At 67.6% G+C, this 26,865-nt stretch carries 25 protein-coding genes and 1 pseudogene; 8 read left to right on the forward strand and 18 right to left on the reverse strand.

Annotation, left to right across the window (positions count from 1 at the left end; translation table 11 throughout):
• The 4 genes and pseudogenes from AC1D1T_RS08115 to AC1D1T_RS08130 all read right to left on the reverse strand — a co-directional run.
• Positions 1-421 (reverse strand): annotated as a pseudogene (locus AC1D1T_RS08115) (NAD(P)H-dependent glycerol-3-phosphate dehydrogenase); the annotation flags it as partial.
• Positions 422-437: 16 nt separating this feature from the next.
• On the reverse strand, positions 438-899 hold the full coding sequence (gene secB, locus AC1D1T_RS08120) for a protein-export chaperone SecB (RefSeq protein WP_047499719.1): 462 nt from the start codon (positions 897-899) through the stop codon (positions 438-440).
• A gap of 111 nt (positions 900-1,010) precedes the next feature.
• Positions 1,011-1,277: a glutaredoxin 3 gene (grxC, locus tag AC1D1T_RS08125; protein WP_477828456.1), complete on the reverse strand. Its 267-nt coding sequence runs from the start codon at positions 1,275-1,277 to the stop codon at positions 1,011-1,013.
• 46 nt (positions 1,278-1,323) lie between these two features.
• Positions 1,324-1,734: a rhodanese-like domain-containing protein gene (locus AC1D1T_RS08130; protein WP_047499715.1), complete on the reverse strand. Its 411-nt coding sequence runs from the start codon at positions 1,732-1,734 to the stop codon at positions 1,324-1,326.
• Between the two features lie 97 nt (positions 1,735-1,831).
• Here AC1D1T_RS08130 and gpmA point away from each other — a divergent pair, with 97 nt between their 5' ends.
• Positions 1,832-2,578, forward strand: a complete 747-nt coding sequence (gpmA, locus tag AC1D1T_RS08135; RefSeq protein ID WP_477991741.1) for a 2,3-diphosphoglycerate-dependent phosphoglycerate mutase — start codon at positions 1,832-1,834, stop codon at positions 2,576-2,578.
• Here gpmA and AC1D1T_RS08140 read toward each other — a convergent pair whose 3' ends face one another.
• The 4 genes from AC1D1T_RS08140 to AC1D1T_RS08155 all read right to left on the reverse strand — a co-directional run bounded on the left by AC1D1T_RS08140 (position 2,579) and on the right by AC1D1T_RS08155 (position 7,198).
• The gene (locus tag AC1D1T_RS08140; protein WP_477991742.1) at positions 2,579-3,697 is read right to left on the reverse strand and encodes an HD-GYP domain-containing protein; all 1,119 of its coding nucleotides are present in this window, start codon (positions 3,695-3,697) and stop codon (positions 2,579-2,581) included.
• Positions 3,698-3,816: 119 nt separating this feature from the next.
• Entirely contained in the window at positions 3,817-5,253 is a 1,437-nt protein-coding gene (locus AC1D1T_RS08145; RefSeq protein WP_477825749.1) for an aldehyde dehydrogenase family protein, read from the reverse strand.
• A 96-nt stretch (positions 5,254-5,349) separates the two neighbouring features.
• Positions 5,350-6,261: a 5-dehydro-4-deoxyglucarate dehydratase gene (gene kdgD / locus AC1D1T_RS08150; protein WP_465114124.1), complete on the reverse strand. Its 912-nt coding sequence runs from the start codon at positions 6,259-6,261 to the stop codon at positions 5,350-5,352.
• A gap of 109 nt (positions 6,262-6,370) precedes the next feature.
• The gene (locus AC1D1T_RS08155; protein WP_465114125.1) at positions 6,371-7,198 is read right to left on the reverse strand and encodes a FadR/GntR family transcriptional regulator; all 828 of its coding nucleotides are present in this window, start codon (positions 7,196-7,198) and stop codon (positions 6,371-6,373) included.
• 280 nt (positions 7,199-7,478) lie between these two features.
• Here AC1D1T_RS08155 and AC1D1T_RS08160 point away from each other — a divergent pair, with 280 nt between their 5' ends.
• From AC1D1T_RS08160 to garD, 7 genes are all read left to right on the forward strand, one after another.
• The gene (locus AC1D1T_RS08160) at positions 7,479-8,306 is read left to right on the forward strand and encodes an NAD-dependent epimerase/dehydratase family protein (RefSeq protein ID WP_477991743.1); all 828 of its coding nucleotides are present in this window, start codon (positions 7,479-7,481) and stop codon (positions 8,304-8,306) included.
• The gene (locus AC1D1T_RS08165) at positions 8,303-9,187 is read left to right on the forward strand and encodes an SMP-30/gluconolactonase/LRE family protein (RefSeq protein ID WP_477825746.1); all 885 of its coding nucleotides are present in this window, start codon (positions 8,303-8,305) and stop codon (positions 9,185-9,187) included. The genes AC1D1T_RS08160 and AC1D1T_RS08165 overlap by 4 nt, the downstream gene beginning before the upstream one ends.
• Positions 9,188-9,232: 45 nt before the next feature.
• Complete coding sequence (locus AC1D1T_RS08170) at positions 9,233-10,201, forward strand: TRAP transporter substrate-binding protein (protein WP_047499701.1); 969 nt, start codon at positions 9,233-9,235, stop codon at positions 10,199-10,201.
• A gap of 69 nt (positions 10,202-10,270) precedes the next feature.
• On the forward strand, positions 10,271-10,759 hold the full coding sequence (locus AC1D1T_RS08175) for a TRAP transporter small permease (protein WP_047499699.1): 489 nt from the start codon (positions 10,271-10,273) through the stop codon (positions 10,757-10,759).
• Positions 10,750-12,033: a TRAP transporter large permease gene (locus AC1D1T_RS08180; protein ID WP_047590519.1), complete on the forward strand. Its 1,284-nt coding sequence runs from the start codon at positions 10,750-10,752 to the stop codon at positions 12,031-12,033. The genes AC1D1T_RS08175 and AC1D1T_RS08180 overlap by 10 nt, the downstream gene beginning before the upstream one ends.
• Positions 12,034-12,080: 47 nt before the next feature.
• Positions 12,081-13,055, forward strand: coding sequence for a tripartite tricarboxylate transporter substrate binding protein (locus tag AC1D1T_RS08185; RefSeq protein WP_477991744.1), 975 nt, complete (start codon positions 12,081-12,083; stop codon positions 13,053-13,055).
• Between the two features lie 22 nt (positions 13,056-13,077).
• On the forward strand, positions 13,078-14,652 hold the full coding sequence (gene garD, locus AC1D1T_RS08190; RefSeq protein ID WP_477991745.1) for a galactarate dehydratase: 1,575 nt from the start codon (positions 13,078-13,080) through the stop codon (positions 14,650-14,652).
• On the opposite strand, the gene AC1D1T_RS08195 is transcribed toward garD, so the two are convergent.
• The 10 genes from AC1D1T_RS08195 to pyrR form a co-directional block, all read right to left on the reverse strand.
• On the reverse strand, positions 14,610-15,629 hold the full coding sequence (locus AC1D1T_RS08195) for a hypothetical protein (protein ID WP_477991746.1): 1,020 nt from the start codon (positions 15,627-15,629) through the stop codon (positions 14,610-14,612). The two genes, garD and AC1D1T_RS08195, sit on opposite strands and share 43 nt — an antisense overlap.
• A gap of 48 nt (positions 15,630-15,677) precedes the next feature.
• Positions 15,678-16,118, reverse strand: a complete 441-nt coding sequence (locus AC1D1T_RS08200) for a hypothetical protein (protein ID WP_477829108.1) — start codon at positions 16,116-16,118, stop codon at positions 15,678-15,680.
• 282 nt (positions 16,119-16,400) lie between these two features.
• Positions 16,401-16,892, reverse strand: coding sequence for a hypothetical protein (locus AC1D1T_RS08205; RefSeq protein ID WP_477991747.1), 492 nt, complete (start codon positions 16,890-16,892; stop codon positions 16,401-16,403).
• Positions 16,893-17,205: 313 nt separating this feature from the next.
• Complete coding sequence (locus AC1D1T_RS08210) at positions 17,206-17,670, reverse strand: hypothetical protein (RefSeq protein WP_477828279.1); 465 nt, start codon at positions 17,668-17,670, stop codon at positions 17,206-17,208.
• Positions 17,671-17,698: 28 nt separating this feature from the next.
• On the reverse strand, positions 17,699-20,914 hold the full coding sequence (locus AC1D1T_RS08215; RefSeq protein WP_477991748.1) for an RHS repeat-associated core domain-containing protein: 3,216 nt from the start codon (positions 20,912-20,914) through the stop codon (positions 17,699-17,701).
• 14 nt (positions 20,915-20,928) lie between these two features.
• Positions 20,929-23,160, reverse strand: coding sequence for a hypothetical protein (locus AC1D1T_RS08220; protein ID WP_477826736.1), 2,232 nt, complete (start codon positions 23,158-23,160; stop codon positions 20,929-20,931).
• 186 nt (positions 23,161-23,346) lie between these two features.
• Positions 23,347-24,078 carry a lysophospholipid acyltransferase family protein gene (locus AC1D1T_RS08225; RefSeq protein ID WP_477826735.1) on the reverse strand — a complete coding sequence of 244 codons (732 nt, stop codon included), beginning with the start codon at positions 24,076-24,078 and terminating at the stop codon, positions 23,347-23,349.
• A gap of 4 nt (positions 24,079-24,082) precedes the next feature.
• Entirely contained in the window at positions 24,083-25,387 is a 1,305-nt protein-coding gene (locus AC1D1T_RS08230) for a dihydroorotase (RefSeq protein ID WP_047499681.1), read from the reverse strand.
• Positions 25,384-26,346, reverse strand: a complete 963-nt coding sequence (locus AC1D1T_RS08235; protein WP_477826141.1) for an aspartate carbamoyltransferase catalytic subunit — start codon at positions 26,344-26,346, stop codon at positions 25,384-25,386. The genes AC1D1T_RS08230 and AC1D1T_RS08235 overlap by 4 nt, the downstream gene beginning before the upstream one ends.
• Positions 26,346-26,846, reverse strand: a complete 501-nt coding sequence (pyrR, locus tag AC1D1T_RS08240) for a bifunctional pyr operon transcriptional regulator/uracil phosphoribosyltransferase PyrR (protein ID WP_047499677.1) — start codon at positions 26,844-26,846, stop codon at positions 26,346-26,348. Before pyrR ends, AC1D1T_RS08235 begins: the two co-directional genes overlap by 1 nt.
• Between the last annotated feature and the right edge of the window lie 19 nt (positions 26,847-26,865).

Consider the following 26,865-nt stretch of genomic DNA (forward strand, 5'->3'; position numbering starts at 1 on the left):
GCGCGACCTCGAGCGCGAAGGTCGGCCCCGACAGCACGCCGACGCGGCCGTCGGTCGGCCGCACCGCGCGTGCGACCTCGTGACCGAGCCAGCCGGTGCTGTCCTGGAAGCCCTTGCACAACCACATCACGCCGCTCGCATCGGCGGGCAGGCGCCGCAGCACCTCGGACAGCGACGCCATCGGCGTCGCGATGATGATCAGCCCGCCGCGTGCATGCTCGACGCAGCTGTCGAAATCGGACGACACCACCAGCCCCGGCGGCAGCGCGACGCCGGGCAGGTAGCGGTGGTTCTCGCCGCGCGCCTGCAGGCGCGCGCACTGCTGCGGATCACGCACCCACAGGCGGGTGTCATGGCGCGTTGAGGTGCTCACGGCCACCGCCGTGCCCCACGCGCCGGCCCCGAGGACGGTGAGCTTCACCGCGGCAACCCGTGCGTCAGTTGATGGCGGGCGCGGCAGCGCCGTTCGCGGCCTGCTGTTGCTGCGCCTCGAACATCGCCTGGAAGTTCACTTCGGCCAGCAGCACCGGCGGGAAGCCGGCGCGCGTGCAGATGTCGGAGACGACGGCGCGCAGGTACGGGTAGATGATCTGCGGGCAGGCGATGCCGATGATCGGCTGCAGCTGGTCTTCGGGGATGTTGCGGATCTCGAAGATGCCGGCCTGCTTGGCCTCGACCAGGAACAGCGTCTTGTCGCTGACGCGGGTCGTGACGGTGGCGGTGACGCTCACCTCGTAGATGCCGTCGGCGACCGGCTCGGCAGCCAGGCCGAGGTTGATGTCGACCTGGGGCTGCGTCTGCTCCAGCAGGATCTGCGGCGAGTTCGGCTGTTCGAGCGACAGGTCCTTCAGGTACAGGCGCTGGATCTGGAACACGGGGGTTTGGGTGTCGTCGGACATGGTGATCTCGCGATTGACGAAGACGAGTGAAAAAAGCCCGCAGACGGGATGCGCGGGCTGCGGCGCGGATTATGTCCGAGGCGCCAGGGGCGAATTGAAACGCCTGGTGTGTCAGGCGGCCGAGCCAGACAGCAGCGGCAGCAGGCCGCCGCGCTGGTCGAGCGCGACCAGGTCGTCGCAGCCGCCGACGTGCGTGCTGCCGATGAAGATCTGCGGCACGGTGCGGCGCCCGGTGCGCTCGATCATCTCGTCGCGCAGGCCCGGCTGCAGGTCGACGCGCACTTCGTCGATCTGGTCGACGCCGCGCGACTTCAGCAGCTGCTTGGCGCGGTGGCAGTAGGGGCACACCATCGAGGTGTACATCTTCACGGCTTGCATCGCTTCGCTCCAACGACGGGCCCGCACGGTGCGTGCCCCTGAATCCTCAGGCCGATTTCTCGACCGGCAGGTTCGCTTCGCGCCACGCCTTCAGGCCGCCGGCCAGCACGCGGGCGTTCTCGTAGCCTGCCTTGCGAAGGATACCGATCGCGCGCGTCGCGCGTGCGCCGCTCGCGCACACCACCACGAGGGGCAAGGCCTTGTTCTTCGGCAGCGCGTTCGAGGTCTCGATCTGTGCCAGCGGCACGTTCTTCGCGCCGGCGGGGTGGCCGGCGGCGAACTCGGCGGCCTCGCTCACGTCGATCAGCACCGCCTTCTCGCGGTTGATGAGGTGCACCGCATCGGCGGTGCTCAGCGCACTGCCCTGCGCGCCGCGCCGCAGCGAGGGCCACAGCAGCAGGCCGCCGGACACCAGGGCCACCGCGAACAGATACCAGTTGTCGAGAAGGAATTTCACTGCGAAGCCCAGGGTTGGAGGCAAAGGGCGGAATTATAGAATTCGCCGCTCTACCTCCCGGGGTCGCACCCCGCCCGCCCCACAACCACTGCCTGCCATGTACAAACTCGTGCTGATCCGCCACGGCGAATCGACCTGGAACCTGGAAAACCGCTTCACCGGCTGGACCGACGTCGAGCTGACGCCCACCGGGGTCGAGCAGGCCAGGCAGGCCGGCCGGCTGCTGAAGGCCGAGGGCTACGACTTCGACGTGGCCTACACCTCGGTGCTCAAGCGCGCGGTCTGGACGCTGTGGCACGCGCTCGACCAGATGGACCGCACCTGGCTGCCGGTGGTGCACAGCTGGCGCCTGAACGAGCGCCACTACGGCGCGCTGCAGGGGCTCAACAAGGCCGACATGGCCAGGCAGTACGGCGACGAGCAGGTGCTGATCTGGCGCCGCAGCTACGACACGCCGCCGCCGGCGCTCGACGCGAACGATCCGCGTGGCCAGCGCCAGGACATCCGCTACGCGAAGCTGCGGCCCGAGGACGTGCCGCTGACCGAATGCCTGAAGGACACCGTCGCCCGCGTGCTGCCGTTCTGGAACGACAGCGTCGCCCCGGCCATCAAGGCGGGCAAGCGCATCGTGATCGCCGCGCACGGCAACAGCATCCGCGCGCTCGTGAAGTACCTCGACGGCATCGCCGATGCCGACATCGTCGGCGTCAACATCCCGAACGGCATCCCGCTCGTCTATGAACTCGACGAGAACCTGAAGCCGATCAAGAGCTACTACCTGGGCGATGCCGCGGCGGCCGCCGCTGCTGCCGCCGCCGTCGCGAACCAGGGCAGGAAGGCCTGATCAGGCCGGCAGCCCGTACAGCCGCTCCGGCAGCATGCGCGCCGCGAGCGACTTGTCGGGCAGCGCCGCGACGATCGCGAATTCCTGGCACGCGGTGTCGCGCCGCGTCGTCTGCGTGACCGGCATGCCGCGGCGGTCGGTGATGCTGGCGGCGATCGGCGTGCTCGCACTGTCGCCGCGCCGCACCACCACCGCCTGCTCGCCGCTCTTCAGCTGCACGAAGTCGCCCGGCGGGTAGATGCCCAGCTCCTTGACGATGGCCATCGACAGCGGGCCGCCGCCGTCATCCTGGAACAGCTGGCGCGCCGCATCCTGCGTGCTGATCGCCGGCCGGCTGATGCGCGGCGTGATGCGCGCCATGAAGACATCGGCCAGGCGCAGCGCGCGCGCCATCTCGCACGGTTGCGCGTGCCCGAGCGGGTAGCCGCCGCCGCCCGGGCGCTCATGGTGCTCGGCCACCGCCTGCAGCCACTCGGCATCGTCGACACCGGTCGCCTGCAGCAGCTCGACCGCCTGCTGCGGGTGCAGTGCCACCTTCTCCAGCTGCGGCGGCATCGCCGGCACGCCCTGCGCGGCCAGCCGCCCCTGCAGCTCCAGCATCGCGACATTCATCGTCAACGCGGCCTTCACGATGCTGAGCGTGCGCGCGGCACTCCAGCCGAGGCGGCGCGCCATCAGGCAGCACAGCAGCGCGGTGTGCAGCGAATGCGTCAGCCCGTACAGCAGCATGCGCGGCCGGTCCTTGCGCACCGACAGGAAGATGCCGATGTCGGGATCGCGCTCGATCAACGCAACCAGGCTGCCCGCGAACTCGTCGATGCGCGCCGGAAAGCCCGGCTCGGCCAGGCTCTTCAGCAGCCGGTCGAGCCGCCACAGCGTCTTCTCCCACAGGTCAAACAGGTTGGCGGGGCGCGCTTCCCGGGGCTGCGCCGCGCGGGCCGCGGCCTTCACCTCTTCCAGGTCGACGTAAGCGCCGCGCCGCAGCAGGGCCTGCATCTGGCCGCCGTCGACGAACACGTGGCCCKTGGCCAGCAGCAGCACGCCGGCCTCGTCCCGCACGCCCCACGGCAGCGGGGCCCCCAGGCGAACCTGGGATTGCACCAATCTGAGCAACTCCATCACGACCTCCACGCATCCTGCGCGGTGCGAAGGCACCGAGCTTGCGGGGATGTCGACGCCGCAAGAGGCGCCGGCAAGAGGACATGCATCACCTCCCGGTGCGCATGCTCCTGGTCCGATCAGACGCCGGTGTAGGCCGTCTTCACCGTCGTGTAGAACTCGCGGGCGTAGCTGCCCTGCTCGCGCGGGCCGTAGCTCGAACCCTTGCGGCCGCCGAACGGCACGTGGTAGTCGACGCCGGCGGTCGGCAGGTTGACCATCACCATGCCGGCCTGCGCGTGGCGCTTGAAGTGCGTCGCGTACTTCAGCGAGCTGGTCGCGATGCCGGCCGACAGGCCGAACGGCGTGTCGTTGGTGACGGCCAGCGCCTCGTCGTAGTCCTTCACGCGGATCACCGAGGCCACCGGGCCGAAGATCTCCTCGCGGTTGATCGTCATGCGCTGCGTCGAGTCGATGAACAGCGCCGGCGCGAGGAAGAAGCCCTCGGTCTCGGCCTTCACGCGCTGGCCGCCCGCCAGCAGGCGCGCGCCTTCGGCCTGGCCGAGCTCGATGTAGCGCTCGTCCTGCTCGAGCTGCGCCTTCGAGACCACCGGGCCGATGTCGATGCCGGCGCCCAGCGCATGCCCGACCTTCAGGCCGCGCACGCGCTCGGCCAGCGCCTCGACGAAACGGTCGTGGATGCCGGCAGTGACGATCAGCCGGCTCGAGGCCGTGCAGCGCTGGCCGGTCGAGAAGAACGCGCTCTGCGCGCACAGCTCCACCGCCTGCTTCAGGTCGGCGTCGTCGAGCACCACCTGCGGGTTCTTGCCGCCCATCTCCAGCTGCACCTTCGCGCCGCGCGCGACCGCGGCCTGCGCGACCTGCCTGCCCACGTTCTGCGAGCCGGTGAAGCTGATCGCATCGATGCCCGGGTGGTCGACGATCGCCTGCCCGACCTCGCGGCCGGCGCCCATCACCAGGTTGAACACGCCGGCCGGCAGGCCGGCGCGCGTGATGATCTCGGCCAGCGCCCAGGCCGAGCCCGGCACCAGGTCGGCGGGCTTGAACACCACGCAGTTGCCGAACGCGAGCGCCGGCGCGATCTTCCAGGCCGGGATCGCGATCGGGAAATTCCACGGGCTGATGATGCCGACCACGCCGACCGGCTCGCGCGTGATCTCGATGCCGATGTTCGGCCGCACCGACGGCAGCAGCTCGCCCGGCGTGCGCAGGCATTCGCCGGCAAAGAACTTGAAGATGTTGCCGGCGCGGGCGGCCTCGCCGATGCCTTCCGGCTTCGTCTTGCCTTCCTCGCGTGCGAGCAGCGTGCCGAGCTCTTCGCGGCGCGCCAGGATCTCGTTGCCGATGCGGTCGAGCGCGTCGGCGCGGGCCTGCACGTTGAAGAGCGCCCAGGCCGGTGCGGCAGCGCGCGCGGCCTTCACCGCCTCGTCGACCTGCTCGGCCGTCGCGCTCGCGAACAGGCCGACGGTGTCGGCGAGATCCGACGGGTTGATGTTCGGCACGAAGCGCGAACCGGCGACCCAGGCGCCGTTGATGTAATTCAGATGCTCAGACATGTCTGCCCCTCGTCCAATGAGTACATCGGCCGATCCCCCGAGGGGATGCCGGCCGGCTTGGGGCGGCCCGGCGCTCGGCCGGCCCGCGGCGAATCCTTACTGCGGCCCGAGGCGCTTGATCAAGGCCGACAACATCTCGACTTCTTCACCGGTCAGGTCCGTCAGCGGCGGGCGCACCGGGCCGGCCGGGTGGCCGACCAGCGTCGCGCCGGCCTTGATGATGCTGACCGCGTAGCCGGCCTGACGGTTGCGGATGTCGAGGTACGGCAGGAAGAAGTCGTCGATCAGGCGGCTCTGCGTCGCGCGGTCGTCGGCCGCGACGGCGCGGTAGAACTCCATCGCGGTCTTCGGCACGAAGTTGAATACCGCCGACGAATACACCGGCACGCCGAGCGCCTTGTAGGCCGCGGCATAGACCTCGGCCGTCGGCAGCCCGCCCAGGTACGCGAAGCGGTCGCCGAGCTTCTGGCGCACCGTCACCATCGCCTCGATCTCGCCGACGCCGTCCTTGAAGCCCACCAGGTTCGGGCAGCGGTCGGCCAGCTGCTGCAGGCTCGCCGCGCTGAGCTTGCACACCGCGCGGTTGTAGACGATCACGCCGATCTTCACCGACTTGCACACCGCCTCGACGTGCGCGACCAGCCCTTGCTGGCCGGCCTCGGTCAGGTAGTGCGGCAGCAGCAGCAGGCCCTTGGCGCCCAGCGCCTCGGCCTGCTTCGCCATCGCGATCGCCTGGCGGGTCGGGCCGCCGACGCCGGCAATGATGGGCACGCTGTGCTTGCAGGTGTCGACCGCCACCTTGATGACCTGGCCGTATTCCTCGCCCACCAGCGAGAAGAACTCGCCGGTGCCGCCGGCAGCGAACAGCGCGGTCGCRCCATACGGGGCCAGCCATTCGAGCCGCTTCGCATAGGTCGACGGCTGGAAGTTGCCCTGCGCGTCGAAGTCCGTCACCGGGAAGGACAGCAGGCCGGACGAGATGGTGGTTTTGAGTTCCTGGGGTGACATGCGCGTCTCCAATGAAGTTGGGCGGTCGGGTCTAGTTGTCAGTCATCGTACAACATCATTTGTGGAGGCACAAGAGAGGCTGTCGCAACCCACTACACAGCTGCGCTGATCAAGCAACGCCCCGGGATCCGGCTCCGCCGGGCCCAGGGGTGGCGCCCCTCGGGGGCAGGAGCGAAGCGACTGGGGGGCCGTCATCAGCGCGGCGCAGGCGCTCGCGGCTGTTGGCCAGGTGCGTGCGCATCGCGGCGCGGGCCGCCTCGGGGTCGCGCCCGGCGATCGCATTGACGATGCTCTCGTGTTCGACGTTGACGCGCTGCAGGTACTCGCGCCGGCCCTCGCCGGCCACCTTCGCGGTATTGAGGCGTGCGCGCGGGATGATCATCGTGCCGAGGTAGGTCATCAGCTCGACGAAGTGCACGTTCTGCGTCGCGCGGGCGATCTCCATGTGGAGCTGGAAATCGGGCGCGATCGCGTCGCCGTCGTGCTCGATGGCCGCCGAGAACGCGGCCAGCGCGCCGCGCATCACCTCGATGTTGGCATCGGTGCGGCGCACCGCCGCGAGACCCGCCGCCTCGGCCTCGAGCCCGATGCGCAGGTCGAGCACCGCGATCACTTCGCGGGCGGTGGCGATCTGCTCGGGATCGATGCGGAAATTCTGCGTGCCGCCCGTACCGACGACGAAGGTGCCCACGCCGTGCCGCGTCTCGACCATCCCGCCGGCCTGCAGCTTCGACAGCGCCTCGCGCACCACGGTGCGGCTGACGCCGAACTCATCCATGATCGCGGCCTCGGTGGGCAGCTTGTCGCCCGATCGCATCACGTTGTCGCGGATGCGCGCGCTCAGCGTCTCGACCAGGCCGATGGCCAGGCTGCGCGGACGGCGGCGCGGCAGATCGGTCGCAGCGGGAGAAGACGGAACGTGCATCGAACGGCTCATGACGGGGTCGTTGAAAGGGCTTTCAATGTACGACAGGCGGCGCCCCGGACTGCGGGGCTTCCGCGGATCGACAAAGGCGGCCCGTCGTCGTACAACAATGTACGTCGTTGACGACACCGTTTGGCAGCCCGGCGCGGCGCACAAGCCTCGGGATTACCCTCATCCCGCCAGCTTGACAAGCCCCCTGCCCGTCACCAATCATTCGGCCTGTTGTACGACAACTGATGACGTACCTGTTGCCGACAGCGTGACCCGCGGTCGGCCGTGAAAGACTCTCTCGATGACGACCCCGCCGACCTCCACCACGTCCCTGCGCTTCAAGCGCCTGCTGCTGACCGGCGCTGCCGGCGGCCTCGGCCGCGTACTGCGGCCACGCCTGAAAGCCTATTGCGACGTGCTGCGCCTGTCTGATCTCGCCGACCTGGGCGCGGCGGCCGCCGGCGAAGAAGTCAGCCAGGTGCCGCTGCAGGATGCCGCCGCGGTGCACGGGCTGCTGGCGGGCGTCGATGCCGTCGTGCACCTGGGCGGCGTCTCGGTCGAGGCGGCGTTCGATCCGATCCTGCAGGCCAACATCGTCGGCACCTACAACCTGTATGAAGCGGCGCGCAAGCACGGCGTGAAGCGCGTGCTGTTCGCAAGTTCCAACCACGTGACCGGCTTCTACCRCCAGGACGAGGTGCTCGACACGAATGCGCTGCCGCGCCCGGACGGCCTGTACGGTGTCAGCAAGGCCTTCGGCGAGAACCTCGCGCGCTTCTACTTCGACCGCTACGGCATCGAGACCGCCTGCCTGCGCATCGGCTCGTCGTTCGCCGAGCCGAAGGACCGCCGGATGCTCGCCACCTGGATGAGCTTCGACGACCTGGAGCGGCTGGTGGTGTCGTGCCTGACGGCGCCGCTGGTCGGCTACAGCGTGGTCTACGGCATGTCGGACAACCGCACGCAGTGGTGGGACAACACCAAGGCGAAGCACCTCGGCTACGTGCCGCAGGACAGCTCCGAGCCGTTCCGCGCCGCGGTCGAAGCCCGCCAGGCCCCGCTCGACTACAACGATCCGGCCGTGCTGTACCAGGGCGGCGCCTTCGTGCGCACCGGCCCGTTCGAATGAGCGTCGCGCTGCCGATGGACAAGCTCGACGCATCGCGCGACCAGGTGGGCGAAAGCCCGCTGTGGTCGGTGGCCGAGCAGGCGCTGTACTGGGTCGACATCGAGGGCCGCCAGGTGCGCCGCTTCGACTGGGCCACGCGCCGCGTCGAGAGCTGGGCCTGCGCCGAGCGCGTGGCCTGCATCGCGCTGCATGCGCAGGGCGGGCTGGTGGCGGCGATGGAGAGCGGCGTGTTCCACCTGCGCCTGTCGGCCGCGGGCCTGACGTCGACGCGCCTGCGCAGCATCACCCACCCGCGCGACGGCATGCGCTTCAACGACGGCCGCTGCGACCGCCAGGGCCGTTTCTGGTCCAGCACGATGGTGCGCGACATGTCGCTCGCATCGCCGTCCGGCGCGCTGTTCCGGCTCGATGCGAACGGGCTCTCGGCGCCGCTGGTCTCGGGGCTCATCACCGGCAACGGCCTGGCGTTCAGCCCGCGCGGCGAGGTGATGTACCTGTCGGACTCGCACCCGAGCGTGCGCCGCATCTGGGCCTTCGACCTGGACGCCGACGGCACGCCCACCGACCGCCGCGAGTTCGTCGACATGAACCGCCACCCGGGCCGGCCCGACGGTGCCGCGGTCGATGCCGACGGCGGCTACTGGATCTGCGCCAACGACGCCGGCCTGGTGCACCGCTTCACGCCCGACGGCCGGCTCGACCGGTCGCTGCCGGTGCCGGTGCCCAAGCCGTCGATGTGCGCCTTCGGTGGTCCGCAGCTGCGCCACCTGTTCATCACCTCGATCCGGCTGCCGAGCGCGGCCGACGACGCAAGCGACGGCTCGGTCTTCGTCACCGAGCCCGGCGTGGCCGGCCTGCCCGAGGCTGCCTTCGCTTTCTGATCCGCTGACGATTTCGCTAGCCCCATCCACCCCGGAGACAAGACCATGACAAACAGAATCCGCACCCTGGCCGCCGCGATCGCGCTGGCCACCCTCGGCACGGCGCAGGCCACCGAGTTCCGCTCGACCGACATCCACCCCGACGACTACCCGACCGTGCTGGCCGTCAAGCAGATGGGCCAGACGCTGTCGAAGCTGACCAACGGCAAGCACAGCATCAAGGTGTTCAACAACGGCTCGCTCGGTGCCGAGAAGGACACCATCGAGCAGACCAAGATCGGCGCGATCCCGATGACGCGCGTGAACATCGCGCCGATGAACAACATCTGCCCGGCCACCGTGGTGCCGACGATGCCGTTCCTGTTCCGCTCGAAGGAACACATGCGCGCGGTGCTGGACGGCCCGATCGGCGAGGAGATCCTGAAGAGCTGCGAGGCGCAGGGTTTCATCGGCCTGGCCTACTACGACAGCGGCGCGCGCTCGATGTACACGGTGAAGAAGCCGATCAAGACGCTGGCCGACGCGAAGGGCCTGAAGATCCGCGTGCAGCAATCCGACCTGTGGGTCGCGCTGCTCGAGGCGATGGGCGCGAACGCGACGCCGATGCCGTTCGGCGAGGTCTACACCGCACTGAAGACCGGCCTGGTCGACGGCGCCGAGAACAACTACCCGTCGTACGAGAGCTCGCGCCAGTTCGAGGTCGCCAAGTACTACTCGAAGACCGAGCACTCGATGGCGCCCGAGGTGCTGCTGTTCTCCAAGCGCGTGTTCGACGGCCTGAGCCCGGAGGACCAGAAGGCGATCCGCCAGGCCGCGAAGGAATCGGTGCCGTTCATGCGCAAGCTGTGGGACGAGCGCGAGGAGAAGTCGCTGGCCACCGTGAAGGCCGCCGGCGCGCAGATCATCGAGGTCGACAAGGCCTCGTTCCAGGCTGCGATGAAGCCGGTGTACGACAAGTTCCTGGCCGACCCGAAGCTGCGCGACCTGGTCAAGCGCATCCAGGACACGAAGTAATTCCCGCGCTCTGCTGATCACTCACTGACCCACCGCGGCGGCCTGCGCCGCCGCGGTGAAGGAACCCCGATGTACACGAAATTCTGCGCGGCCATCGCCAAGGCCTGCCTGCGGCTCGGCGTGGCGGGCCTGGTGCTGCTGCTCGCGGCGGTGCTGTACCAGGTGTTCGGCCGCTACGTGCTCAACAGCACGCCCACCTGGGCCGAGAGCCTGGCGCTGGTGCTGGTGCTCTACGTGACCATGCTCGGCTGCGCCGTCGGCGTGCGCGACGCCGGCCACATCGGCATGGAACTGCTCGGCTTCCTGCTGCCCGAGAAGGCGAAGCTGCCGACCGAGATCCTGATCCACCTGCTGACGATGCTGTTCGGCGGCCTGATGGCGTGGAACTGCGCGCTGATGTTCGGCTCGGTGCGCGACTACATGATCCCGACGCTGGGCATCTCCGAATCCTGGCGCTACGTGCCGCTGGTCGCGGCCGGCATCCTGATCATCCTTTTCTCGATCGAACACATCGTCGCGCTGCTGCGCGGCGTGGAAGTGGAGCCGGCATGGCACTGACAATTCTCTGCGTCACCTTCTTCGGGCTGCTGATCCTCGGCGTCCCGGTGGCGTTCTCGATCGGGCTGTCGGCGCTCGCGACCATCCTGTACGAAGGGCTGCCGATGGCGGTCATCTTCCAGCAGATGACCTCGGGCATGAACGTGTTCTCGTTCCTCGCGATCCCGTTCTTCATCTTCGCCGGCGAGCTGATGCTGTACGGCGGCATCGCCGACAAGATCGTCAACTTCGCGAACGCGGCGGTCGGCCACATCCGCGGCGGGCTCGGCATGTCGAACGTGATCGCCTGCACGCTGTTCGGCGGCGTCTCCGGCTCGCCGGTGGCCGACGTCTCGGCGATGGGCGCGGTGATGATCCCGATGATGAAGAAGCAGGGCTACCACGCCGACTACGCGGTCAACGTGACGACCCATGCGGCGCTGGTCGGCGCGCTGATGCCCACCAGCCACAACATGATCATCTACACGCTGGCCGCGGGCGGCAAGGTGTCGATCGCGAAGCTGATCCTCGCCGGCCTGATCCCGGCGCTGGTGCTGACGCTGTGCAACCTGGCGGCGGCCTACCTGGTGGCGGTGAAGCGCGGCTACCCCGCCGGCACCTTCCCGGGCTGGCAGATCGTGGCGCGCACCTTCGCGGCCTCGCTGCCGGGGCTGTTCGTCGTCGTGCTGATCCTGGGCGGCATCCTGTCGGGCGTGTTCACCGCGACCGAATCGGCCGCCGTCGCGGTGCTGTACGCGCTGATCCTGAGCGTGGTGGTGTACCGCTCGCTGAAGTGGGAGCAGTTCCTGAAGGCGGCCGCCAAGGCGGTGAAGACCACCGGTGTCGTGCTGCTGCTGATCGGCATCTCGGCCGCGTTCGGCTACATCATCAGCCTGTACGAGGTGCCGACGCTGACCGGCCAGGCGCTGTCGGCGGTGACGTCGAGCCCGTGGGTGATCTTCCTGCTGGTCAACATCATCCTGTTCCTGCTCGGCACCTTCCTCGACATGGCTGCCACCATCCTGGTGTGCACGCCGATCTTCCTGCCGATCTGCCAGCACTACGGCATGAGCGAGATCCAGTTCGGCATGGTGATGCTGATCAACTGCGCGCTCGGGCTGAACACGCCGCCGGTGGGCACGACGCAGTTCGTCGGCTGCGCGATCGGCGGTGTCTCGGTGGGCACCGTGATGAAGACCATCTGGCCGTTCTACGGCGCACTGATCGCCGCGCTGATGCTGGTGACCTACGTGCCGGCGTTCTCGCTGTGGCTGCCCGGCGTGGTGCTGCGCTGATCGGCGCCACGAGGCCTCTCTTTCAAAGACCCTTCAGGAGACATCCCATGATCATTCGCCGAACCCTTCTCGCGCTGGCGGCCGTGGCCGCCGCAGGCACCAGCTTCGGCGCGCACGCCGCGCCGGCCTGGCCTGAGAAGCCGGTGCGCATCGTCGTGCCGTTCGCGGCCGGCGGCACCTCGGACATCCTCGCGCGCCTGCTGGCCGACAAGCTGCAGGTCGCGCTGAAGCAGACCGTGCTGGTCGAGAACAAGGCCGGTGCCGGCGGCGTGATCGGCGCCGACTCGGTCGCCAAGTCGGCACCCGACGGCTACACCTTCCTGCTCGGCACGATCGCGAGCCACGCGATCAACCCGGTGCTGCAGCCGAAGATGCCGTACGACGCGGCCAAGGACTTCGCGCCGGTGATCCTGCTGGGCAGCATCTCCAACGTGCTGCTGGTCGGCACCGAGGCGCCGTACAAGAGCGTCAAGGAGCTGATCGCGGCGGCCAAGGCCAAGCCGGGCGACATCGCCTTCGCGTCGTCCGGCCAGGGCAGCTCGCAGCACATGTCGGGCGAGACCTTCAAGCTGCTGACCGGCGCCGAGCTGACGCACGTGCCGTACAAGGGCAGTGCGCCGGCCATCCAGGACGTGATCGGCAACCAGATCCCGATGAGCTTCGAGACGGTGACGGTGGCGCTGCCCTTCGTGCAGAGCGGCAAGGTGCGCGCGCTGGCCGTGACCTCGGCCAAGCGCAGCATCGCGATGCCCGACGTGCCGACGCTGCAGGAGGCCGGCGTGCCCGGCTTCGACGTGGCCAGCTGGCAGGCCTTCTACGCGCCGGCCGGCACGCCGCCGGCGATCGTCAAGCGCATGAACGCCGAAGTCGCGAAAATCATCGCGATCCCCGAGGTGAAGGCGAAGATGGAAGGGCTGGGCCTGCAATACAGCCCCAACACGCCGGAGCAGTTCGCGACCTTCGGCCACGCTGAACTGGTGAAGTGGGCGAAGATCGTGAAGGACGGCAACGTCAAACCGTGACGTTGCGCAACAGGTGAGCAGCATGGCCGACCCGAAGAAGCCCCTGACGATCAGGATGCACGATCTCGACAACGTCGCGATCGTGGCCAACGATGGCGGGCTGCCCGCCGGCACCGTGCTGGACAGCGGCCTGGTGCTGCGCGATGCGGTGCCGCAGGGCCACAAGGTGGCGCTGGTCGACCTGCCGGCCGGCACGCCGGTGCTGCGCTACCACGTGAGCATCGGTCTCGCGGCCAAGGACATCCCGGCCGGCAGCTGGGTGCACGAGCGGCTGCTGCAGATGCCCGAGGCGCGCGAGCTGACCGGCCTGCCGATGGCCACGCGCGCTGCGCCGCCGATGCCGGCGCTCGAGGGCCACACCTTCGAGGGCTTCCGCAACGCCGACGGCTCGGTGGGCACGCGCAACATCCTCGCGATCACGACGACGGTGCAGTGCGTGGCCGGCGTCGTCGATTTCGCGGTGCAGCGCATCAAGGCCGAGCTGCTGCCGCGCTACCCGAACGTCGACGACGTGGTCGGGCTGGAGCACACCTATGGCTGCGGCGTCGCGATCGACGCGCCCGACGCCATCATTCCGATCCGCACGCTGCGCAACATCAGCCTGAACCCGAACTTCGGCGGCGAGGTGATGGTGGTGAGCCTGGGCTGCGAGAAGCTGCAGCCCGAGCGGCTGCTGCCGCCGGGCACGATCGCGATCCGCGACGAGCGCGGCGGAGACTCGACGACAGCCGAGGCGCTCGACGTGGTCTGCCTGCAGGCGGAGGCGCACGTGGGCTTCATGTCGATGATCGACTCGATCATGGCGACGGCGCGCACGCACCTGGAGCGGTTGAACCGCCGCCGCCGCGAGACCTGCCCGGCCAGCGACCTGGTGGTGGGCGTGCAGTGCGGCGGCAGCGATGCGTTCAGCGGCGTCACCGCGAACCCGGCGGTCGGCTTCGCGACCGACCTGCTGGTGCGTGCCGGTGCCAGCGTGATGTTCTCGGAGACCACCGAGGTGCGCGACGGCATCGCACAGCTCACCGCGCGCGCCGCGACGCCCGAGATCGCCGAGGCGATGGTGCGCGAGATGGCCTGGTACGACGCCTACCTGCAGAAGGGCCGCGTCGATCGCAGTGCGAACACGACGCCGGGCAACAAGAAGGGCGGGCTGTCGAACATCGTCGAGAAGGCGATGGGCTCGATCGTCAAGAGCGGCAGTGCGCCGATCACCGGCGTGCTGTCACCGGGCGAGAAGCTCGCGACCAAGGGCCTCACCTACGCGGCCACGCCGGCCAGCGATTTCATCTGCGGCACGCTGCAGCTGGCGGCCGGCATGAACCTGCACATCTTCACGACCGGCCGCGGCACGCCGTACGGCCTGGCCGAGTGCCCGGTGATCAAGGTGGCGACGCGCAGCGACCTGGCGCGGCGCTGGCATGACCTGATGGATGTGAACGCCGGACGCATTGCCGACGGCGACGCGACGATCGAAGACGTGGGCTGGGAACTGTTCCACCTGATGCTCGAGGTGGCGAGCGGCCGCACGAAGACCTGGGCGGAGCGCTGGAAGCTTCACAACGCGCTGGTGCTGTTCAACCCGGCGCCGGTGACCTGATCGACGCGGCGCTTGCGCAGCAGCTGCTTCAGCCTCGACAGCAGCGCGGCGCCGGCCACGGCGCACAGCAGCCCGATGCCGGCGAAGATGACGGCGTTGCGGACGATGTCCACGCAACGGATCGTGCTGACGGGTTCTTCGGCCTGTGTCATGAAGAAGCTGATGTGCATCACCGAGATGACGCCGACGGTGATGCAGAAGAGCAGCCGGGGAACCTCGCGCCACAGCGTCTGCGGGGGGCGCATCGCTTCAGGCGGCGGAAGCGGGAGCGGCTCCAGCGGCGGGAGCAATTCAGCCAGCTCCAGTGTCGTCAGCCCGGAGGGTCCGCGACGCTCCGGGTCGGGTCGTTCGTTCGGTGACATCGATCTGCTCCCTGGTGGTTGTGGAGAGGATCGAGTGTCTGGACGAATGATGCAGAGAATATGCAGAAACCTGGTTCCAAGGGAAAACCCCAGGGCCGCTCGGGTTGGCCTCTGGTGCAGTCGTCCCGAAGAAGTCCGCCGGCCGGGCCAGCGCACCTGGTTGTGGCGGTCGACCTGCGGCCCCCTGCTGCTCACCTTGCGCACCCGCTGCCCGGCCGCGTTGTAGGTGTAGCTCGTCGTCACGCCGTTCTTGGTGATCGTCGCGAGCTGGCCGCGCAGGTTATAGGTGGCCGTGTAGCCTGAGCCATCGGCCGCGCTGTCGCTGAGCGTGTTGCCGGCGCTGTCGAATACGAGGCTGCGCGCCGGGTTCGTGATGCTCGTCGTCCGGTTGCTCGTCGCCTCCACGCTGTACGCGCTCGGGCTGCCGTTCAGGCTCAGGCCCGTGCGATTGCCGTTCGCGTCGTACGTGATGCCCCAGCTCGCGGCGTTCGTCGTGATGCTGGTCAGCCGACTGTTCTCGTCGTAGCCCAACGCCTGGTCCAGCGCCGGCTGTGTCGTGCCGTCCGCGCTCAGGTGCGTGAAGCTCACGATGCGGCTCGCCTCGTCGTAGCGCACATCCCGCAGCGCATCGCCCAGCGGGTAGCGTGCAACTCACCTGAATGATCAGGCTCCAGCGTGCATGCGCTTTCTTCGGCGAGCCCAAACGATGAAGCAAATTGCGACGGGAAATGAAGAGATCGCCACGTATTGCCAGATGCCGATCAAGCCAGTTGAGGTGGCAAACCACCTTGAGCTTCCGGCGAAGACGGATAACAAGAAGTGCAGGCCTGACAACCATGCAACCGCTAGCAGCGGTATGTGGCGCAGCAGCAGGCAACAGATCACCAGCGCTGGAGCGTAGAGCAGCATCGAGAAGACAACTTGCTGCACGATCCCGACCGAAAAGAAGACACTCAATGGGAAGTCGATCTCCACAGACACCTCTCGATAGCTGAAGTGATTGACCAGAGCTCCAAGCAATGTGCCGAGCCATGCCCCAAAAAATGCCGAAGAACCAACCACAAGAGTTGCCGACAGCCAGTTCCTAGCCTGACTATTGCGCACAGACGCACCTCCGAATTGTTGGAGTTTGGCCTGGACGCAACCCCCAATTGTTGAGTTCCACACGACCCGTGATGTCGCTGGCGGACGCGACCTTGCCATTGCCGACATAGAGCCCCGTGTGCCCGGTATAGCCTTCCCCAGCGTGGCCAATCGCGATCACATCACCAGGCTCCATCGGCCCGGTGACCACCTGCCAGTTGTCGATCTGCGTGTTCGGATCAGCAATCTCTCCCGCAGTGGCCAATCGCCCCTTGACCAGCGGAGGATTCGATCCGCTCTCGGTCACGGCTGTGTTGACGAGTTTGTTGCATTTGAACTCAAGGAACCACCGCGGCCCGCCGCGCCAGCCCGGCTTGCCCCACCCCGGCTCTTGATCATGCGCAGCAGCCGCACTTGCGATTGCACCAGGGCTACACGGTCCGTGGAGTAAGCGAGGGATGACTTTTCTCTGATTAATTCCGACAGGGACTTGCCATCGACGAAATCCAGGAAACCCATTCCCGCCGCATCAATCAGGTTCAAAAATCGCGACAAAAGAAATCCAAATTCACCAGCATCTTGTTCCGAAATAAAAAGGCGGGTCGTCGGATCCGCCTCGCTTCGCCGCACACATATATGAGCCTCAAGATAAATATCACTTGACGACTGCCCTCGTTCGACTCGAGTCCTTGTTGCCTCGATCGACGAATCCACGTCAAGCGCAAAATCTAAACTCCGCCCATCGAAGACGAGCGTTGCCGTAAATTCATTCGACATCGCCAGCGCCATGGCCATTTCTTTGTCCCCGGAAAGTCGTTGCGCTTCGCAACGTTATTCACATCAGGCCCCGGACCGACCGGTTGATCAGACACAGTGCGTCGTGGCAGTTCGCCGTCGCGACGAGCACATCGATGTCATCTGGATGCGATATCCCTCCAAATCGCGTCGACCATCTCGTCCGGCCGGGCGCGGAATAAGTCCGGTGTGCTCATTCGTCAAATCCCCCAATAAATCAATTGCGCAGACAACGCTTCCTGGAGGATCCGGTACCCTCCCTTACCCCGGAACGTCAGCAATCATGCGGGTTCCTTGAATCTTGCAAGGCCGACTAATTCCTTGAATTCATAACCTCCAGAATGCTGTCAGCCAGCACAGAGTTTCTCTCGCCACCTCTTGAAATTCGCTCCAGTTCAGGCCTTAGATCTCCAATCCACCGGCAAAACACCACCTCAACGTCTTGCATACCCTTATCATCGAGAGAAATCTTTTCATAGCCCGCCTCCGGATGAAAGGAGGCAAACAAATCATCAACAAAACAAAGGGCCAGTCGTTGCGAATTTTCGCCACCACAAACTATCACATCGGCAAGGAATGGAATCACCCCCAGAAGCACAGGATAATATGTTCCAGCGTGATTGTTGCAAATAGAACCCATTAAATCATCATATGCAGATGAAAGACCATCAACCAAATCATTGAGAGCACACTCAATACTCCCTGACTTGTTCCATGAAGGCTGCGGAAATTCACTCCACCTCACCGACGAAATCCGCCTCTTGATAGCATCATTCATGTCCATCTCCGTGAATAGCATCCCCAAACTACCATCCCCAAGGCCCACCTGGCTCAGCCTTTACATCCGAAGGAAATTGGGATGGCCTATATTTCGCTTGGCACGAGTAACATACCGGGATTTCTGTCCACTCAAGTAGGCCTGTCTCCGGATTACGTCTCCATCCGTATGCTTTTGTCATTGAAGCATTTTGACTAAGTTGCTCAGCAACCATATCTTCGGCGCACATCCTGCGAGCCTTACTTGACGTACCAACAACAACCTCACCTGCCTCGTGTCCACCTGCATACGTAGCGAACTTCCTCATACTTCTCAGTCCTTCCGCGTCGCGCGCAAGGTCAGCTGCCTTTGCTAGACGCAATGCATTCAGCGCCTCGACCCCTAGCCCAATCAGCCCGTCAGTTGCCGCAAAGATCGCAACTTCAGCGTACGCATTAATCAGGGCATCTTGATAGCGTCTGAATTCCCCTTCAATATTTGGGAACCCCATGCTGCCTGCTTGAAGGCCGCGCGGGTCAACAAGCGCCAATGGATTCCCCCCCACATACCCATAAGTCGTCAGACTCCGAGCAGCCAACCCGATCGGATCACTCTGCGTGTAGCCCCCACCCGCCGAGTTGTAGTACCGGAAGTAGTTGTAGAACAGCCCGCTCTCCTGATCCGCATACTGCCCCGGGAACCTCAGGTTCTGCACGAAGACCCCCAGCCCGCTCGGGTTGGTCTCCGGCGCGCTCGTCCCGAAGGGCTCCGCCAGCCAGCGCCAGCGCACCCGGTTCTGGCGGTCCACCACCACCCGCGGCGTGTTCAGGTGATCGGTGTGGATGAAGTACACCAGCGGCTCGCCTGAGGGGTTCGCCGGATCCGGCGGGAACATCGCCATCGGCGTGTCGCGCAGCCACACGTATTCCCTCAATGGGGCTCCGTTCTGGTCGTACTCGCCCAGCAGGTGGCCCGCCTGGTCGTACACGAAGACCACCGTGCTCTGCGGCCCCGTGCTGCTCACCTTGCGCACCCGCTGTCCGGCAGCGTTGTACGTGTAGCTCGTCGTCACCCCGCCCTTGGTGATCGTCGCGAGCTGGCCGCGCAGGTTGTACCTCGCCGTGTAGCCTGAGCCATCGGCCGCGCTGTCGCTGAGCGTGTTGCCGGCACTGTCGAACACGAGGCTGCGCGCCGGGTTCGTGATGCTCGTGGTCCGGTTGCTCGTCGCCTCCACGCTGTACGTGCTCGGGCTGCCGTTCAGGCTCAGGCCGGTGCGGTTGCCGTTCGGGTCGTAGCTGATGCCCCAGTTCGCCGCGTTCGTCGTGATGCTGGTGAGCCGGCTGTTCTCATCCCACCCGAACTGCTGATCCAACGCCGGCTGCGCCGTGCCGTCCGCACTCAGGTGCGTGAAGCTCACGATGCGGCTCGCCTCGTCGTAGCGCACATCCCGCAGCGCCTCGCCCAGCGGGTACCGGATCGCCCGGCCCGCGAGGTCGAAGTAGCGCTCGTTCGACTTCGTGCCGCTCGCCATCGCCCAGCCCCAGCGCTTGACCGTGCCGGCGAACGGCGTCCACTCGATCTGCGGGATCAACGGCGTGCCGCCCAGCGTGATCTCGGCGACCTCGCCATCCACCCAGGTCAGGCCCAGCTGCCGGCTCGACGGGTAGCTGATGCCGCTCAGGTTGCCCAGCGTGTAGCCGTAGCCCACCGTGTGCGTCAGCTGCGTGGTGTTGCTGCCGGTGCTTGCATTGACGCGCTGCACGTCGCTGACCACCTCGCCCTGGTCGTCGTAGCCGTACTGCGCCGAGCCGCCCGGGTAGCCGCTGCTCGTCAGCTTGCCCGCGCCGTAGCTGAAACCTGCACCGGTCTGGCTGTAGGCCAGCGTCACGGTCTCCGTCGGCTGGCCGGTTTGCGTGTACACCGCCGAGGTCAGCCGGTCGCTCGCGTCGTAGCCGTAGGTCGTCAGCACGCCGCGGCTGTCGGTGCGGGTCTTCAGGTTGCGGGCTGCGTCGTAGGTCAGCGCCTCGTTGCCGGTGTCCGGGCTGATCACCTGCGTCGCATCGCCCAGGCCGTTGCGCGGGTACTGCGTCGCGAGGCTCCTCGGGTCGGTCACCTGCGTCGTGCGATCCCCGCCGTCGTACTCGAAGCGCGTCGTGCCGTTCTTCGGGTCGGTCGTGTCCTTCACCCGCTCCAGCGCGTCGTACGTCAGCCGCGTCTGCAGGTTCAGCGTGCCCGCGCCTTGCGTGATCTTCGTGCGGTTGCCCTGCGCGTCGTACTCGTAGCGCTCCAGCGGCAGCGGTGAAGCCGGCAGCGGCGGGAAGGCCTGTGTTGCCGGCGCCGGATCGGTCACGCCGGCCTGCTGCACACGACCGAGCGCATCCATCAACGCGTTCAGGCTCTGCTTCAACTCGCCGGCCGGGTCCTTCACGCGCTGGTCCGTGCGGTTGCCCGCGTTGTCCAGCACGTACTCGATGCGATTGCCCTTCTTGTCCGCCACCGCCACCACCCGAYGGGCGTCGTCGTACTCGTAGCCCACCCAGCTGCCGTCGGGCAGCGTCACCTTCTTCAGCAGGCCGGTGGGCTCGTAGTCATAGCCCGTCGTCTGCACGCCCACCGTGCGGCTCACCATGCGCTGGCGCAGGTCGTAGGTGTAGGTCGTCACGACGCCGGTCGGGCCGGTGCTCTGCAGCACCTGGCCGGACTTCGCGTACTTCGTGAAGGTGGTCGTCTCGCCGGTCGGCAGCGTGATGCTCTTCAGATCGCCCCGGGTGTGGTCCTCGTTGCTGTCGAGGTGGTAGCTGCTGACCGTCGTGTCGTTGGCGTCGCTGCGCGAGCCCTTGGCGGTGAGCACCCTTCCGTCCGCGTCATAGGTCCAGCTCTGGACCTCATCGGCCACCGCGGTGTTGAACCACGACGGCACCGCTGGCGTCACCGGCTTGCCCGGCAGTCCTGCCGTGGGCGGTGTGAAGGCGGCCCTGTAGCGCGCCACGCCCTTGGTGATGCGCACGTCGTCGATCGCGCCGTTCAGGTGCCACACGCCCTGGCCGGTGTCCGGCGTGCGCCCGATGTTCACCGGCGTGCTTGACGGGTAGATCGCCCCGTCGATCGTCATCGGCGCACTCGGCACGCCGTTCAGGAAGATCCGCAGTGCGCTACCCTGCCGCGCCACCGCCACGTGGGCCCAGCTGTTCAACGCCAGCCGATCGGGGTGCACAAGGGCCGCGACATCGCTCGATCCGTTTTGCGACCACCGCGTGAACAGCATGCCGTCGGGCCCCGTCAGGATCTCGAAGCCCCGCGCCCCCCTTGCCCGTAGTTGCCCATCAGCGTCGCGAAGTTGCCGTACGCGTTCAACCGCACCCAGGCTTCCACCGTGAAGTCATTCGCGCCCAGGTCCAGCGCCGCACTCGATGCGGTCACATAGGTGCCCTGGCTGCCGTCGAGTGCCAGGCCGCCGCTGCCGTAGCGTGCCGCTGACGAGCTGACGCTCGCATTGCCGAAGGCGCTGACCGTATAGGCATTGCCCGAGCTGTCGACCAGCCCCGCCGCGTTGCTGCTGCCGTCCACGTGCAGCAGCAGGCTCACGCTCGCGTAGTTCGGATCCACGCCGTTCGGATCTCCCGGCACCGCCGCCTGCCCGGCCAGCGCAAAGCGCTTGGTCCCGTTGTGGTCCAGCGTCGCCTGCGCCACCCGCTTGCACAACAGCGGCAGCGGCTTGCCATCGGGCAAGGCGGCGGCCGTCGCCGCGCAGCTGGCGATCTGGTTCGCGTTGAACGGATCGCTCTGCCCGTTGTAGATCCAGGTGGTGAGCAGGTTCGGCCCCGCCTGGCGCACCGGCAGCGGCCAGTCCGGGTGCCACTCGGTGCTGGTCATACGGCTGGGGGCCGGCAGGCTGCTCGCCTGGGTGGCGCTGCCGCAGTCATCGGTCTGTGCCAGCCCCTCCACGCTCGTGATCGGCAGCTTGCGCTGCAGGTCATTGGCGTAGCAGCTTCTCGTGCCGTTGAAATCGTCCCGGCGGCTCAGGATGCCGTTCACATCGAACGCCTGGCTGCTGGTGCTGGCCGAGCATCCCGCGCCCGCCGGCTGGCTGCGCCCGCTCAGGTACACCTTGTCGTTGATGACGGTGGTGCTGATGTCGCTCACCGCGCCGTTCGGGTCGGTCAGCGTCAGCCCGGTCGGCGCCACCCAGTGGTGGTCGCGCCACAGGATGTTGGTGGCCGCATCGTAGGTGTCGGTCGTGTCCCACTTCGGCGGCGTCGCATAGGCGGCCGTGTAGTGGTCTGCGCCGCCGGCCCATTGCGTCTCCACGGCCAGGCCGAACGGGTCGTAGCCGTAGGTGGCCAGCCGCGCGCCGCGCTCGTCGACGATGCCCGTCACCGCCCAGGGCAGGTCGCTGCGTTCATAGAGGTACTGCCGCGTCTTGCCCGCCGGGTCGGTGATCAGGCTCAGGTTGCCGCCGGCGTCATACGCGATGAAGGTGCTGCCGGCATCGCTCGTGATCTGGCGGATGCGCGCCCGGGGTGCACCGGCGGGCCACTCGTAGCTGAAGCTGACGCTGCGGCCGGTCTGGTCTTGCAGCCCGGTCAGCAGGCCCGGCTCGGGTGTGCCGTCGCCGGCGGTGCTGTAGCCATAGCTCAGCCGGTTGCCGTTCGCATAGGCCACGCTGAGCAGGCGGCCCTCGGTGTCGTAGAGCTCCTCGGATTGCGCGGCCATGTCGGTGTAGCGCCAGCCGCCAGTGATCTGCTGCAGGCGGTCGAGCACATCGGCATCGGGCTGCCAGATCCCTGTGTCGTCGCGCTTGAAGCCCTGCCAGCTGCCGTCGTCCCGCGTGGCCAGCACGCTGCGCAAGGCCTGGGCGGCATCGGTCTGCAAGAGCAGGCGCTTGTGCAGGTTGCCACGCCAGAATCCGCCGAACGAGGTGCTCGCATGGGCGGCCAGCGCCGCGGCAGATGCCGCCGCAGGCGCGCTCTGCGGCGGCAGGCTCATCGTGTCGTACAGCGCCACCAGCGGCTGCCCGCCGATGCGGCCCACGCCCAGGTCTTCCCTCAGGCTCTTGCCGCCGCTGATCGGGTGGATCGGGTGCCCGGGCTTCAGTTGGGCCGGGCAGCTGCGCGGCGGGCCCTTGATGCGCGTCATCAACCAGGGGCCGCGGATTTGGTAGGTGCCGCCCAGGATGGTCTCGGTGTGCAGCGTCTGACTGCCGCGGTGAACCACGTCGACCACCTGCAGCATCCGGAACCGGCGCTCGTTCGGATCGTGATCCAGGTAGCTGCACTTGCGCTGGGTGTATCCATCGGGTGGCTGCTGAACCGTTTGGCAATACGAGCCGCCGACGGTCTCCAGGATCCGGATCAGGTCCTCGACCGCGGCCGGCACCGACGACGTCCACCCGCCGATGGCTTCGTAGTTCGCCTGGTACTGCGTGATGGGCTGCGCTGCAACCGATCCGGTCCACGCCAGCCACGCGTGCGCCATCAGCAGCGTCAGCGCTGCTATCTTCCTGCTCTTCACGGACCACTCCTCGTCTCGCCTCGACATCGGTGAACACCTGCGGTGTTCGACCGACTACCGGTGCTCGCGGCGAATCCTCTGGAGGAACTGCATCGACGCGGCCGGCGGATTAGACGTGAACGAAATGACCGCGGCAAGACCCGCCAGCCCCCGGCATCGTTGCCACGCCGCGGATTTGACAGTTGTTCACTTTCCCAGCGCCCCCACGATCCCCGCCCGCACCGCCTCCGACAACTCGCGCCGCTGCGCATGCGCCGAGTAATGCGCCGGCAGCACCGTCACCTGCGCCGTCAGCCCCTCGGCCATCACCACCCACCACAGCGATTGCAGCAGGCTGGTGTCGCCGATGTAGGCCGCGGCCGGGCTCACCGTGTGCGACGCATCGGCATAGCGCAACGCGAGCGGCTGCACCGGCACGCCGGTGGTGATCGCCGCCTGCAGCAGGTTGGCGTGGAACGGCAGCACGCCGTGCCCGTCGCTGGTCGTGCCCTCCGGGAACACCGCGATCACGTGGCCCTCCTGCAGCGCCTGCGCCACCTGGTGCACCACGCGCATCGCATCGCGCTTGCGCTCGCGCTCGATGAACAGCGTGCCGCCGCAGGCCGTCAGCCAGCCGATCACCGGCCAGCGACGGATGTCGGCCTTCGACACGAAGCGCGCCGTGTGCGCCGCATTGATCGCGAGGATGTCGATCCACGACACATGGTTGGCGACGATCATCACCGGCGCCGCATGCACCTCGCCGTGCACCACCACGCGAATGCCCAGTACCCGCAGCATCGCCGCGCACCACGGCCCGACGCGCGCCACGCGCCGTGCCGGGCTCACGAACGGAAAGATGAACGCGCAGATCAGCACCCCGCGCACCACGTGCGCGAGGCAGGCCACGATGCGCCAGACGGCGCGCAGCGTGCGCACGGCCTCAGAGGGCCGCTGGGGCTTCGAACGCCACCTGCCCGGCCACGATCGTCGCGGCCACACGGCCCGGCAGCTCGTAGCCGGAGAACGGCGAATGCCGGCCCTGGCTGCGGAACTTCGCCGGCTCCACCGTCCAGCGCGCCGCCGGGTCGAACAGGCACAGGTCGGCCACGCCGCCTTGCACCAGCCGCCCCGCGCTCGAGCCGAGCGAGCCCAGGCTCTCGCCCAGCACCCGCACCGGGTCGCAGGTCAGGCGCGCCAGCGTCTTCGTCAGCGGCAGGCCCTGCTCGTCACCCCACTTCAGCGCCAGGCTCAGCAGCAGCTCCAACCCGGTCGAGCCGGGCTCGGCCTCGGCGAACGGCAGGTTCTTGTTGTCCTCGTCGACCGGCGTGTGGTCGCTGACCAGCGCATCCACCGTGCCGTCAGCCAGCCCGGCGCGGATCGCATCGCGGTCGCGCTGCTGGCGCAGCGGCGGCGTCAGGCGCATCGCGGCGTTGAAGTAGCCGATGTCGATGTCGGTCAGGTGCAGGTGATTGGCGCTCACGTCGCAGGTCACCGGCAGGCCTTCGTCCTTGGCGCGCCGCACCAGCGCGATGCCGGCCGCGCTGCTCAGGCGGCACAGGTGCACGCGCGCGCCGGTGACGCGCATCAGCTCGAAGATCACGTGCAGCGCGATCGTCTCGGCGATCACCGGCACGCCCGACAGCCCGAGCCGCGTCGCCAGCGCCCCGCTGGCCGCCACGCCCTTGCCCAGGTGCGCATCCTGCGGCCGCAGCCACACGGTGTAGCCGAAGGTGGATGCGTACTGCATCGAGCGCTGCAGCACCAGCGTGTCGGTCAGCGGCGCGTCGGCCTGCGAGAAGCCGACGCAGCCGGCCTCCGTCAGCTCGGCCATCTCGGTGATCGCCTCGCCGGCCAGCCCGCGCGTCAGCGCGCCCAGCGGGTACAGGTGCGCGTGGTTCAGGTTGCGCGCGCGGAACTTCAGCATCTCGACCAGGCCCGGCTCGTCGAGCGGCGGGTCGGTGTCGGGCGGGCACACCAGGCTCGTGACGCCGCCGGCCACCGCCGCGGCCATCTCCGACTCGAGCATGCCTTCATGCTCGTGCCCCGGCTCGCGCAGCCGCGCCGCCAGGTCGACGAGGCCGGGCGCCACCACCAGGCCGCCCGCATCGATCGTGCGGCTGGCGTGGAAATCGGCGTTCACGCTGCCGATCGAGACGATGCGGCCGGCCGCGATCGCGAGGTCGCCGGTCTGGTCCAGGCCCGAGGCCGGGTCGATCAGCCGGCCGTTCTTGATCAGGAGTTTCATGCGTTGTTTCCGGCGATGGTGGACATCACGGCCATGCGCACCGCGATGCCGAAGGTGACCTGCGGCAGGATCACGCTCTGCTTGCCGTCGGCCACCGACGAATCGATCTCGACGCCGCGGTTGATCGGCCCCGGGTGCATCACGATCGCATCGGGCTTGGCGAGCGCGAGCTTCTCGTCGGTGAGGCCATAGTTCTTGAAGAACTCGCCGGCGCTCGGCAGCATCGCGCCGCTCATGCGCTCGTTCTGCAGGCGCAGCATGATGATCACGTCGGCGCCGCGGATGCCCTCGGCCATGTCGTGGCACACGCGCACGCCCATCTCCTTCAGGTCACCCGGCACCAGCGTCTTCGGGCCGACCGCGCGGATCTCGGGCACGCCCAGCGTGCTCAGCGCATGGATGTCGGAGCGCGCGACGCGCGAGTGCAGGATGTCGCCGACGATCGCCACCGTCAGGTTGCTGAAGTCCTTCTTGAAGTGCCGGATCGTGTACATGTCCAGCAGCCCCTGCGTCGGGTGCGCATGGCGGCCGTCGCCGGCGTTCACCACGTGCACGTGCGGCGCGCAGTGCTGCGCGATCAGGTAGGGCGCGCCGCTCTCGCCGTGCCGCACGACGAACATGTCGGCATGCATCGCCGACAGGTTGGCGATGGTGTCGAGCAGGCTCTCGCCCTTGGCCGCGCTCGATTTCGCGATGTCGAGGTTGATCACGTCGGCCGACAGCCGCTTGGCGGCGATCTCGAACGTGGTGCGGGTGCGCGTGCTGTTCTCGAAGAACAGGTTGAACACGCTCTTGCCGCGCAGCAGCGGCACCTTCTTCACGTCGCGGTCGTTGACGCTCAGGAAGGTGCCTGCGGTGTCGAGGATGTGGTGGATCACCGCGCGCGGCAGGCCCTCGATCGAGAGCAGGTGGATCAGTTCACCGTGCGCGTTGAGTTGCGGGTTTCGCTTCGAGAGCATCAGCTGCCTTCCTGGATGTCGAAGGTGAATCGGCCGTCGTCGTCGCGTGCGAGGCGAAGGCGCTGCTCGCGCGGCAGCGTGATGCGCGCCGCCGAGTAGGCTGGTTGGATCGGGAGCTCGCGCCCGCCGCGGTCGACCAGCACCGCGAGCGTCACGCTGGCCGGGCGGCCGAARTCGAACAGTTCGTTGATGACGGCGCGCGTCGTGCGGCCGGTGTAGAGCACGTCGTCGATCAGCAGGATCGGGCGGCCGTCGACCTCGAACGGCAGCCGCGTCGGGTCGGCGCTGGACATGCCGCGCGACGCGAAATCGTCGCGGTGCAGCGCGCTGGAGATCACCCCGATCTCGCCCGGCAGCTTCAGCTGCGCATGCAGCCGCTCGGCCAGCCAGGCGCCGCCCGACCAGATGCCCACCAGCACGGTGTCGGGTTGCAGCAGGTTGCGCACGACCGCTTGCAGGTCGGTGTACAACGCCTCGGCGTCGAGAAGCAGTGTGCCCATCAGGTGGTCCTGTCGGTGG

The sequence above is a fragment of the Rhizobacter sp. P2_H3 genome (assembly GCF_056403355.1).

Excerpts from the sequence above, each read along its gene's own strand:
- AC1D1T_RS08235 (WP_477826141.1), bottom strand. The coding sequence starts at position 26,346 with ATGCTCTCGAAGCGAAACCCGCAACTCAACGCGCACGGTGAACTGATC.
- gpmA (WP_477991741.1), top strand. The coding sequence starts at position 1,832 with ATGTACAAACTCGTGCTGATCCGCCACGGCGAATCGACCTGGAACCTG.
- AC1D1T_RS08205 (WP_477991747.1), bottom strand. The coding sequence starts at position 16,892 with ATGGCCATGGCGCTGGCGATGTCGAATGAATTTACGGCAACGCTCGTC.
- AC1D1T_RS08210 (WP_477828279.1), bottom strand. The coding sequence starts at position 17,670 with ATGAATGATGCTATCAAGAGGCGGATTTCGTCGGTGAGGTGGAGTGAA.
- AC1D1T_RS08165 (WP_477825746.1), top strand. The coding sequence starts at position 8,303 with ATGAGCGTCGCGCTGCCGATGGACAAGCTCGACGCATCGCGCGACCAG.
- AC1D1T_RS08185 (WP_477991744.1), top strand. The coding sequence starts at position 12,081 with ATGATCATTCGCCGAACCCTTCTCGCGCTGGCGGCCGTGGCCGCCGCA.
- secB (WP_047499719.1), bottom strand. The coding sequence starts at position 899 with ATGTCCGACGACACCCAAACCCCCGTGTTCCAGATCCAGCGCCTGTAC.
- grxC (WP_477828456.1), bottom strand. The coding sequence starts at position 1,277 with ATGCAAGCCGTGAAGATGTACACCTCGATGGTGTGCCCCTACTGCCAC.
- AC1D1T_RS08230 (WP_047499681.1), bottom strand. The coding sequence starts at position 25,387 with ATGAAACTCCTGATCAAGAACGGCCGGCTGATCGACCCGGCCTCGGGC.
- garD (WP_477991745.1), top strand. The coding sequence starts at position 13,078 with ATGGCCGACCCGAAGAAGCCCCTGACGATCAGGATGCACGATCTCGAC.
- AC1D1T_RS08145 (WP_477825749.1), bottom strand. The coding sequence starts at position 5,253 with ATGTCTGAGCATCTGAATTACATCAACGGCGCCTGGGTCGCCGGTTCG.
- AC1D1T_RS08170 (WP_047499701.1), top strand. The coding sequence starts at position 9,233 with ATGACAAACAGAATCCGCACCCTGGCCGCCGCGATCGCGCTGGCCACC.
- AC1D1T_RS08180 (WP_047590519.1), top strand. The coding sequence starts at position 10,750 with ATGGCACTGACAATTCTCTGCGTCACCTTCTTCGGGCTGCTGATCCTC.
- AC1D1T_RS08175 (WP_047499699.1), top strand. The coding sequence starts at position 10,271 with ATGTACACGAAATTCTGCGCGGCCATCGCCAAGGCCTGCCTGCGGCTC.
- AC1D1T_RS08155 (WP_465114125.1), bottom strand. The coding sequence starts at position 7,198 with ATGAGCCGTTCGATGCACGTTCCGTCTTCTCCCGCTGCGACCGATCTG.